Source organism: Undibacterium paludis (assembly GCF_022568815.1).
In the GTDB taxonomy this organism is placed as follows: Bacteria; Pseudomonadota; Gammaproteobacteria; order Burkholderiales; family Burkholderiaceae_D; genus Undibacterium.
On the sequence record NZ_JAKZHX010000028.1, the window covers coordinates 17,492 to 27,326 of the forward strand.

At 53.4% G+C, this 9,835-nt stretch carries 10 protein-coding genes; 3 read left to right on the plus strand and 7 right to left on the minus strand.

What is annotated here, in order from left to right; all coding sequences use genetic code 11:
* Window positions 1-122: 122 nt before the first annotated feature.
* The 7 genes from LZ463_RS28090 to hpaH are packed head-to-tail and all read right to left on the minus strand — an operon-like array spanning window position 123 to window position 7,579.
* Entirely contained in the window at window positions 123-1,121 is a 999-nt protein-coding gene (locus tag LZ463_RS28090) for a 2-dehydropantoate 2-reductase (protein ID WP_241459634.1), read from the minus strand.
* A complete protein-coding gene (locus LZ463_RS28095) occupies window positions 1,121-2,071 on the minus strand; it encodes a fumarylacetoacetate hydrolase family protein (RefSeq protein WP_241459635.1) in 951 nt (316 codons plus the stop codon). The genes LZ463_RS28090 and LZ463_RS28095 overlap by 1 nt, the downstream gene beginning before the upstream one ends.
* Window positions 2,068-2,943, minus strand: a complete 876-nt coding sequence (locus LZ463_RS28100) for a DODA-type extradiol aromatic ring-opening family dioxygenase (RefSeq protein ID WP_241459636.1) — start codon at window positions 2,941-2,943, stop codon at window positions 2,068-2,070. Before LZ463_RS28100 ends, LZ463_RS28095 begins: the two co-directional genes overlap by 4 nt.
* Before the next feature lie 33 nt (window positions 2,944-2,976).
* Window positions 2,977-4,452 (minus strand): aldehyde dehydrogenase family protein, encoded by a 1,476-nt coding sequence (locus LZ463_RS28105; protein WP_241459637.1) that lies wholly within the window; start codon window positions 4,450-4,452, stop codon window positions 2,977-2,979.
* Window positions 4,453-4,480: 28 nt separating this feature from the next.
* Window positions 4,481-5,908: an FAD-binding oxidoreductase gene (locus LZ463_RS28110; RefSeq protein WP_241459638.1), complete on the minus strand. Its 1,428-nt coding sequence runs from the start codon at window positions 5,906-5,908 to the stop codon at window positions 4,481-4,483.
* An 11-nt stretch (window positions 5,909-5,919) separates the two neighbouring features.
* Window positions 5,920-6,765 carry a 4-hydroxy-2-oxoheptanedioate aldolase gene (gene hpaI / locus LZ463_RS28115; RefSeq protein ID WP_241459639.1) on the minus strand — a complete coding sequence of 282 codons (846 nt, stop codon included), beginning with the start codon at window positions 6,763-6,765 and terminating at the stop codon, window positions 5,920-5,922.
* 10 nt (window positions 6,766-6,775) lie between these two features.
* Window positions 6,776-7,579, minus strand: a complete 804-nt coding sequence (gene hpaH, locus LZ463_RS28120; protein ID WP_241459640.1) for a 2-oxo-hept-4-ene-1,7-dioate hydratase — start codon at window positions 7,577-7,579, stop codon at window positions 6,776-6,778.
* 119 nt (window positions 7,580-7,698) lie between these two features.
* Between hpaH and LZ463_RS28125 the strand changes: the two genes are divergently transcribed.
* The 3 genes from LZ463_RS28125 to LZ463_RS28135 all read left to right on the plus strand — a co-directional run bounded on the left by LZ463_RS28125 (window position 7,699) and on the right by LZ463_RS28135 (window position 9,802).
* Entirely contained in the window at window positions 7,699-8,622 is a 924-nt protein-coding gene (locus LZ463_RS28125) for a LysR family transcriptional regulator (RefSeq protein ID WP_241459641.1), read from the plus strand.
* Between the two features lie 295 nt (window positions 8,623-8,917).
* Window positions 8,918-9,433, plus strand: a complete 516-nt coding sequence (locus tag LZ463_RS28130) for a glycine zipper 2TM domain-containing protein (RefSeq protein WP_241459642.1) — start codon at window positions 8,918-8,920, stop codon at window positions 9,431-9,433.
* A 72-nt stretch (window positions 9,434-9,505) separates the two neighbouring features.
* A complete protein-coding gene (locus LZ463_RS28135; protein ID WP_241459643.1) occupies window positions 9,506-9,802 on the plus strand; it encodes a sll1863 family stress response protein in 297 nt (98 codons plus the stop codon).
* Window positions 9,803-9,835: the final 33 nt, after the last annotated feature.

Sequence of the window (9,835 nt, forward strand, 5' to 3'; positions counted from 1 at the left end):
CGCGTGCATAATGATCGATCACATCACGCCTGCCTGAAGGGATAATATTATCGGATGCCCCCCAAGCCATTCGCAGGCAGTGTAGTTGCGATACATGATGCTTGGTGCCTGCTGATTGCAATTTAGTCGCGGGGTTTTGGGGCTTCCGGGTAAATACCACGGACTCTGGCAAACAGACGGGTGAGTCCTAACAAGGCATCAATATTGGGCGTGGCTACACCGACGCGTTGCCCCATTTCCCGCACGGCAGAGACAATGCTGTCCAATTCGATGGGTCTTCCGGCTTCCACATCCTGCAACATTGAACTTTTGAATGCACCTAGCTTACGCGTGACGACATGTCGGTCTTCCGGAGTTTGCGTCACTTCGCAACCGATCCGTCCGCCGATAGTCGCTGCCTCACGCATGGCAACAGAGCAGAAATTGCGCACCAGCATATCGTCCAGCAAACGATCCATCGTGGCGCCGGTGATCGCTGACACCGGGTTCATTGTCAGGTTGCCCCACAGCTTGTACCAGATGTCATTGCGAATGCCAGGTGAGAGTGTGACATCGAATCCAGCCTGCGTGAACAAATCACCGATGCGCTTGACGCGTGCTGATATTCCGCCCTCAGGTTCGCCAATGATCAATCCCTGTCCCATCTTGTGATTGACCAAACCCGGTTCAGGTGTAAAAGTGCTGGCATGCACGACACAGCCGACCACTCTGTCTTGCGTAATCGCGGCACCAATACTCCCACCCGGATCGACGCTTTCCAGCGGCCCATCACCCAAGGCTGCAATACCTTGACCAAACCACCATGGCACGCCGTTCATGGCCGGCAACACAATACTGTCCGGGCCAAGCAAGGGGGCAATATTTCGTGCCACGTCAAGAAGTGCCGGCCCTTTGACTGCGATGATCACAAGATCCTGCACACCTAGTTCAACTGGGTTGGCCGATACCGTGACCGGCACCTGCAACAGGGACTCGCCCTGTTGCAAGCGCCAGCCATGCGCCTGCAGTGCATTCAGCGTTGCACCACGTGCCACGGCGCTGACCTGGCAGGCGCCTGAAACAGCCAACCTGGCGCCGATGAATCCACCGATTGCGCCGGCGCCGACAATACAAACTTTCATTACTGCTCTCCCTTCGTGGCTGTTCTGTAATTCTGCTTAAAACGTTCTGGAACCCGTTCATCAAAACCAAAGGCAACGCGTCGCACCTCAGGGCTGTCTGTAGGCTGATGCCCCACCCCCAAGGCAGATGCCCGTGGCGCTGGCGCTGCAACCACCGTACCGGACAAACGCCCCAGGCCTGTAATTTCACACTCAACCAGATCCCCGGGATTGACTGAGCGTGAATGGCAGGGAGTACCCATCAAGATCACATCTCCCGGTATCAGGGTGATGTGACGCGCCAGATCTGCAATCACGTAGTGTGGTCCCCAAATGGTTTCATCACCGATATGCGCCTCTTGCACCACCAGACCATTTACATAGGTGCGCAGGGTCTGCTCAAACAAATTGATTCCGCGCACCAGGCCGGGACCAATCGGCAACAGCGTGTCAGCCCCCTTGACCCTTAGCATTGAACCCTGATCGGTGTCCCGGAAATTTTGCAGCCCCATATCGAGTGCTGGACAAAAACCTTCAATGTAGTCCCATGCCTCATCCGGCGTCACATTACGGCAGGTCTTGCTGATCACCACTGCGTATTCGCCCTCGTAATTCAGGTACTGACAATCTTCAGGTTTAACAATCTCACAACCATGTCCATTCATTGACGTTGGTGGTTTGGTGAAGTAAGTCGGTGTCTCTGTCGGCTTGGGCTGGTTGCGTGTCTCGACACTGCGCGAGCGATAGGAAATATGCACAGCGATAATTTTGCTGGGTGATACCGGAGGCAAGTGCTGCACGTCGCAAAGTTCAACCACGCGGCCATCATCCAGACGCAGGGTCATCTGGTTCGTCCCTTCCTCCACTGTTCCCCAGTAGGCGCTTCCTCCTACCAGTACGCGACGGCGTTCCACGCGTGGGCCGCACATAACGGCCGGAATTTTTTTTAACGGAAATTCAAAAGTGCTCATGCTTGTTGCCCATTAACGTCAAACCATATGTGAATGTTCCCCGTGCCGCGTGCATTTTCATATTCTGACAGCGGTACTCCCCTGGCCTGGCATTCGCGTCCCCCCATCGCCCCTATCATTTGCAGGTAATGTGCACCAAAGGCTTCCCACGGCTTCTGACGATAGTCGCTGTCCCAGCGTTCCAGAATAATGTCGTGGCGCCCCTGCCTGAAGAACTCTATGGCCTGTTTATCGCTTTCTATATTTTCTGGCCGCGAGACATTACTTTCGTGAAAAATACGCGGATTGCCGGGCTTCCAGTCAATATTGTTGAACTTGTGACTTAATGCCCCTGAAGCCAGCATCAGCACGTTCAGGTTACTGCGGCGAATCGCCTCACCAATGACTTCGCCCGACTCTAGAAAGTTCTTTGGTTCGCAGTTCTGGCAGGAGCTGATCGAGACAATCGGTGTATCCTCCAGACGCAACTGCTTGATCAGGTTGATGGAAGCGTAATGACGTCCCAGTTCAGGATGACAGATTGCACGGGTACGCACGCCATTTTCCCGGGCAACTGCTTCGATGGCCAAAGCCAGTTCAGGGTGACCCCGGTAATTGTAGGGTACACCGTGCAAATACCATGGCATCTCATCGGAAATGTAGCTACCTTCGTAATGTGGACCACCATCAATCAGATGATATCCGGTCGTAAACCAGTGTGTATCAAAGATCACCACAACATCGGGGTTGACGGCTTTGATCCTGTCACGGAGGCGGGCATAGCCAGGAATGAGATCGGAATCTGCCCCATTCCCCATCAGTACGCGGAATTCTTCACATTGCATCAAGCCGGGATGGTGAGAGGCGAGCGCAGCGCCAACAATTTTCCCCATAATCTATCTCCTGTTTGTATTTGAGTATTTGATTTAACGATGACTGAAACTGGCCCGGAAAGGCTTCTTCGGTACGATGACATCTTTCACATCGCAAAAAAACTCAAAGCTCCACTCTCCGCCTTCGCGCCCTACGCCGCTACGCTTGATGCCGCCAAAAGGAGCTGCCAGATCACGAATGCCAAAGCTGTTTACCCAAATAAAACCTGTGCGTACCTGCTGGGCGATGTGGGTGGCATGTTCTGTTTCCCCATAGCAGACACCACCCAAACCGTAATCTGTACCATTGGCCATGGCGATCACTTCATCATCACTGTGAAAGGTCTGCAAGGTGAGCACAGGGCCGAACACTTCGTTTTGTACGATCTCGCTGTCTTGTCGCACATTGGCGAGCATCGTCGGCTGATAATACTGAGCGCCAAACGGATGCCCCGCCCCGCCCCATAGCAATTCAGCACCGCCAGCGATGGCGCGATCAACAAAGCTCTGGACGCGTTCAACCTGGCGCGGATGGATGATAGGACCAACTTCAGTCGCCTCATCACGTGGGTCGCCAATGTTGAGCTTCTCAACATAGTTGCGCATTGCAGCGATGAACCTGTCACGCACCAGGGCATGCACCAGGAAGCGTGTTCCCGCAAGACAAACCTGGCCTGCGTTGCGATACATGAGAGCACCTGTCGCGGCAGCATTGTCAATATCGGCATCTGCCAGCACGATGAAGGGAGATTTACCTCCGAGCTCGAAACTGCAGGGGATGAGATTAGCACCCGCCGTCTGCGCAATCCATTTTGCGGTAGGTACCGAGCCTGTGAACGATATGCGCGCCAGACGCGGGTCAGACACCAGCCTGGCTCCTGTTTTGGTGCCACTGCCCTGTACGATATTGAGCACACCGGGCGGCAAGCCAGCAGCGTGCGCGCAATCTCCAAGCAGACTGCTGGTGAGCGGCGCCCATTCTGGCGGTTTGACGACTACCGTGTTGCCTGCCGCCAGTGCAGGGCCGAGTTTCCAGGTCGCCAGCATCAGCGGGGAGTTCCAGGGTGTGATGATGGCGACCACACCAGCCGGGTCGTGACGCACCATATGGTGCGCCTGCTCGGTATCAATAGCATGGTCTTGCAGGGTCAGTGCGTGCTCAGCAAACCAGGTGATGTTAAGCATGGCCCGGGGCACGACACCGTGCTTCATGCGCGACAAGAGTACTCCAGCATCGTTCGACTCAAGAATACAAAAGGCATCCGCCCGCTTCCCTATCTCGTCTGCGAAACGGTCCAGATATACCTTACGTTCTGCAGCAGATAAAGCTGACCAGGCCGGATAAGCACGCGCGGCAGCGGTAATGGCGGCATCAACATGTTCGGCCAGGCCTTCAGCAACCTGCCCGAGCAGACGTTGGTCGATTGGTGAAAATAAATCAAATGTTTCGTCCGATACGACGCGCTGGCCGTCGATATAATGATGCGGTGAGACGATAATACCCGCCACGTTCAGAGTGTCATTCATCATGGTTTTCCACTTCTCAAAAATCATGTCTTCAGCAAATCAGTTTGCCGGGATTCATCAATCCATGGGGATCAAAGGCATTTTTCAGCGTTCGCATCAACTTTTGCTCCAGCGCTGTTTTGTAGCGTGCCGACTCGTCGCGCCGCAGTACACCCAATCCGTGTTCGGCCGATATGGAACCGGCATGACTTGCTACCGCATCGTGTACCAGTCTGTTCAACGCTGCCTCAAGCGCAACAAAGTCAGCCGCATGCTCAGGGCCACAACGTTCTTCAGCAGGCGACACGTTATAGTGCAGGTTGCCATCACCCAGATGGCCAAATACCACCATCCGCACCCCAGGGAACTGGCGGGCAATCGCAGCGTCAGTCTCCGCGATGAATCGCGGAATACTGGAAATGGGTAATGAAATATCGTGCTTGATGTTTTTTCCCTCTGCCGCCTGCGATTCGGAAATGTTTTCGCGGATTGCCCACAATGACTCGGCCTGAGCCAGCGAGGTTGACAACACTGCATCGCTCACCAGTTCATTTTCCAGTGCGGTTTCAAGCAAGGATTCCATCACCTGTCTGGCGTGATGTTCATCTTCTGTGTCGGAAATTTCCAGCAGCACATACCAGGGTGAAAACCCATTCAGAGGGCGACGAGTTCCCGGAATATGCCGTAAGACCAGGCCAAGACAGGTTTCTGTCAGCAACTCAAAAGCCGTCAATCCCGCGCCCAGGCGACGCCGGACCCATGTCAGCAGGCGCAAGGCAGCCTCAGGCGAAGGCACTGCAACGAAGCCAACCAGTTGTGCCGCAGGTACAGGGTATAGTTTGAGCACGGCTGCGGTGATGACACCCAAAGTACCTTCGGAACCGATATACAAATCGCGCAAGTCATAACCCGTGTTATCCTTGCGCAACCCACGCAAGCCATTCCACAATTCTCCCTCGGGCGTAACCACTTCCAGGCCCAGACAGAGTTCGCGTGCATTTCCATATCGCAGTACCTGGACACCACCGGCATTGGTGGCCAGATTGCCACCTATGCTGCAACTACCCTCAGCCGCCAGGCTCAGAGGAAACAGGTAACCAGCTTCAGCTGCTGCCTGCTGCACTTGCTGTAGCGTGCAACCAGCCTCGGCGGTGAGCGTGAGGTTGAACGGATCAATCGCACGCACGCGGTTCAGGCGTGTCAGCGACAGGAGCAACGCACGTCCACTGTCGTCCGGCACCGAACCACCAGACAAGCCCGTGTTCCCGCCTTGGGGAACCAATGGGACTTTATGCTCGTGGCACCAGCGCACAATAGCGGCCACGTCTTTTGCCGTATCAGGCTGCGCCACGGCCATGGCCCGGCCACACCAGCGACCACGCCAGTCTGTGAGAAAAGGCGCAGTTTCCGACGCTTCTGTCAGCAAGCGTCCAGCGAACAGAGGACCTAAGCTCGATAACGGGTAGTCATGCACTTTCATGTCCTCGCTCTTCAATAGCCGCTCACGGTGCGAACATTTGGTGCACCTAGCGCATCTGGTACATCTGGTACATCTGCTGTAGTGACTGATGCCGACTTGAACTTTGCGATCAGCGAACTGCTTGCCTGCACCAGGAGACTGGTATCCACGCCCACTGCAACAAAGCTGGCGCCCAGCGCCAAATAGTGTCGCGCCAACATCTCATCAGTACATAAAATGCCCGCTGCCTTCCCAGCAACTTGAATCGTTTTGATCGCAGCGTCTATCGCAGCACGCACTTCCGGATGCCCAGGCTGCCCCAGATAGCCCATGGATGCCGACAGGTCGGCCGGGCCGATGAATACACCGTCCACTCCGTCTACGGAGGCAATGGCTCCCAGTTGATCCAGCCCGGCCTTGTTTTCCACCTGCACCAGCAGGCAAACACGTTCATTGGCCTGCTGCAGATAGTCCGCATAACGGGACCAGCGCGATGAGCGGGCAATACTGCTTCCAACACCCCTGATCCCCTGCGGCGGATAGTGCATGGCACTGACCAACTGCTGCGCCTGAGCTGCCGATTCGACCATCGGTATCAGCAAGGTAGTGGCGCCGATGTCCAGCACCTGCTTGATCAGCGTGGCATCACCATGCGGCAAACGCACCACCGGATGTGAAGGATAGGCAGCCACGCTTTGCAGGGAAGATAGCAGCGTGCGCAAATCATTCGGCGCATGCTCACCGTCAAGCACCAGCCAGTCAAAGCCACTGCCCGCACATAATTCGGCCGCATAAGCATCAGCTAATGCGAGCCACAGTCCAATCTGCGGCTCACCCCGCGCCAGTGCCTGTTTGAAAAGATTCTCTGGAGTATTCATGGCATATTCCTCACACAAAACGAAAGGCGATCGCTCCCAGCGGCCCGTAATCAGCATGAAACACGTCGCCGGCACAGCCAGCGACAGGGCGCGTAAAGGATCCCGCCAGCACGACTTCACCCGCCTTCAATCCTTCGCCATGCTGAGCCAGCTTGTTAGCCAGCCATGCGACGCCATTGGCCGGATGGTTAAGTACTGCTGCCGCCAACCCCGTCTCCTCGATGACCCCGTTTTTATACAGAAGAGCACCGCACCAGCGCAGATCCAGCGTATCCACCCTGACCGGCCTGCCACCCATCACAATCCCGGCATTGGCGGCATTATCAGCAATCGTATCAAGCACTTTGCGTGGAGCCCTGCTCACACGATCTACTTGCTCAATACGCGCATCAATGATTTCAAGCGCCGGCACAACATAGTCGGTTGCAGATAACACATCAAAAATTGTTATATCTGGCCCACGCAAGGACTGACACAACACAAAAGCCAGCTCGACTTCGACACGTGGCAGGATGAAACGCGAGACAGGAATATCAGCCCCCTCACGAAAAAACATATCGTCCAACAGTGCACCGTAATCCGGCTCTGTGATCTGTGAAGATATTTGCATCGCACGCGAAGTCAGCCCTATCTTATGCCCCTTGATAGAGCGCCCTTCATCCAATTTGATTTGAACCCAGGCGCGCTGAATCGCATAACTGTCACTGATTTCCATCTCGGGGAAGCGCCTGGAAAACTGCACAACTTGGACGCCCGTACTTTCGGAAACATGGAGCTCCCTGGCTAAAACCTGATGTATGTCTGCTGTCAGCATGAATCAATCCATAGTGAACGTGGTTAATCTGAAATGAAGTATCGGCGCTAGTTCCTTTAAGTGCAATCGATTAATATTGATGCATTTATTAGATAATCTTAAAAATAGCAGGAACTCTGATGCCCCTACCTCGCTACACTCTACGCCAGCTTGACGCATTTATAACGGCAGCGGACACATTGAGCTTTACAGATGCTGGAAACCGGCTTGGCCTGACACCTTCCGCCGTCAGCCAGTTGGTGGGTGAACTGGAGGCCGCAGTCGGTTTCAAGCTGTTTGACCGAAGCACCAGAAAAGTTGCTCTGTCCTCCGCCGGCAAGGAGTTTTTGGCTTCAGTGGAAATGGTGCTCAGGCATGTTCAACTGGCAGAAACAGCCGCATCCGACCTGCGAAATCGCTCAGCCGGACTGGTGCGGGTCGCGGCCCCAATGGTCATCGCCAGCGTGATATTGCCAAAAATCATCAAAGCCTATAAGCAAACATATCCAAAAGTAATGGTCCGGATTCGGGATGCCGCGGTAGAGCGTCTGGCTGATATGGTCGCCAGTGGAGAAGTTGATCTGGCAATAGGGCCAGACCGAAGCAGCGGCGACGATGTGAAGCGCACAGGCCTGTTTGAAAGCCCCTGGGTGCTGTGGTGCTCTGCCGAGCACCCACTTGCACGAAAACGTGTACTGCATTGGAACGATTTACGAAATCAGGCTTTAGTGGCTGCCGGGCGTGATCACGAGCGCAGCATTGAACACATGCATGTAAGTTTGCCTGACGATGAACGCATCGCACCGATTGATGTTGTGGACAATATATCGACTGCGCTGGGTATTGCAGCGGAAGGGCTCGCCGTCACCTTGTCCCCTGCCTATGTTGGCGCGTGGGCCAAACGAATGGGACTCTCCATGCGCCGTATCATCGAACCCGAAGTCATGCGCCAGGTTTGCCTGTATCAACCGACACGACGCGTCAACTCACCCGCAGCAGAGGGATTTGCCGCATACCTCGCGAATTGGTCGGAATACGGTATTGGCGCCTATGTTATTCGCTGACAGACACACTCCTTTTCCAGCGCCATTTGTTGCCGGAGGGTCGATTTCCAAATAAGCAATTACCTCATAGAAAGAAACTCATGAATGCGGGTTTAAATTTTAAAGTCAATCATAGCCATCATTGCCAGGTTTTTTGTACGACACCGTACAGAACAAGATTTTCAGTTAGCCTACATTTGACATATACATTCACTTTTTCAAGCAGCAACAGAACAGGACAAATGCAGATATTTCGATTTGAAATCATTTGCTCGACATACGGTTGATTGAAAATAACTCCCCAGGAAAGTCCATCATGAATAAGACGATTGACATATCACAGCCACATCTTCAACCCAGAGAACACAATCAAAATCAGTCTCCGGCCCTTTTGAGATGCCCGACAAGCAGACGTGATGATCCTGTACCGGATGTTGGCCTTGTACCAGATATGCCAGGCAACGGAGGCAAAAAACTGCTGCGGCACACCAATATGTCGATTGGGTGCTCGATTGGTGCGGTGGTGGGCGCCTATCTGGGAACAATCAATGCAACTTTGGCTGTAATGTTGTCACCATTCGCCATTCCTGGCACGCATGTCGTTATTTCGCACCCTCTGGATGCAGCATTGACTGGCGCCATTTTGGGTTCACTGTTTGGCTGTCTCATTGGTGCCTTGCTTGGCTGGGGGGTGTCAGACAAGAAAATACAGGAATTTGAACTGGAGCTTGAAAATAATCTGAACAGCCATACTCGACATAACGATGACTTTGACGATCAGCGATATACCGAAAACTGGAAAAATCAACACGGCAAATACGCGAATATCTAGAACGATATCTACAGTCTGCCACTTACTGCCTTCCACTCAGGAGACATTTCAAGCAAATGAAAGTGAAGCATCATGAAAATCAAACGACAAGCATATATAGCCGTCATAAAAAATCAACTCAATGATTTGAATTTGGAACTGGCTGACATACAAACCAAAGTTGCCAACGCCAAAGCTGTCGCACATGCGCGATATGCAGAAGAAATGATGGTCCTGCGCGAACAAGCACAACAAGTCAGCAATCAATTGGAAAAAATCAAGACTGCCAGCGACGATACCTGGGAAAGCATGATAGGCAGTACCGAAAAAATCAAGGATGCGTTTGTGAATTCCTTCCATGTATTCAAAGCCCAATTAAAAGAAAAATAATTCTTATTATTTATACCGATATCTTGGGTGATT

What these genes read in the sequence shown, in the direction of transcription:
- LZ463_RS28105 (WP_241459637.1), bottom strand. Translation starts at nt 4,452, where the DNA reads ATGATGAATGACACTCTGAACGTGGCGGGTATTATCGTCTCACCGCAT.
- LZ463_RS28130 (WP_241459642.1), top strand. Translation starts at nt 8,918, where the DNA reads ATGAATAAGACGATTGACATATCACAGCCACATCTTCAACCCAGAGAA.
- LZ463_RS28100 (WP_241459636.1), bottom strand. Translation starts at nt 2,943, where the DNA reads ATGGGGAAAATTGTTGGCGCTGCGCTCGCCTCTCACCATCCCGGCTTG.
- LZ463_RS28095 (WP_241459635.1), bottom strand. Translation starts at nt 2,071, where the DNA reads ATGAGCACTTTTGAATTTCCGTTAAAAAAAATTCCGGCCGTTATGTGC.
- LZ463_RS28090 (WP_241459634.1), bottom strand. Translation starts at nt 1,121, where the DNA reads ATGAAAGTTTGTATTGTCGGCGCCGGCGCAATCGGTGGATTCATCGGC.
- LZ463_RS28125 (WP_241459641.1), top strand. Translation starts at nt 7,699, where the DNA reads ATGCCCCTACCTCGCTACACTCTACGCCAGCTTGACGCATTTATAACG.
- hpaI (WP_241459639.1), bottom strand. Translation starts at nt 6,765, where the DNA reads ATGAATACTCCAGAGAATCTTTTCAAACAGGCACTGGCGCGGGGTGAG.
- LZ463_RS28135 (WP_241459643.1), top strand. Translation starts at nt 9,506, where the DNA reads ATGAAAATCAAACGACAAGCATATATAGCCGTCATAAAAAATCAACTC.
- hpaH (WP_241459640.1), bottom strand. Translation starts at nt 7,579, where the DNA reads ATGCTGACAGCAGACATACATCAGGTTTTAGCCAGGGAGCTCCATGTT.
- LZ463_RS28110 (WP_241459638.1), bottom strand. Translation starts at nt 5,908, where the DNA reads ATGAAAGTGCATGACTACCCGTTATCGAGCTTAGGTCCTCTGTTCGCT.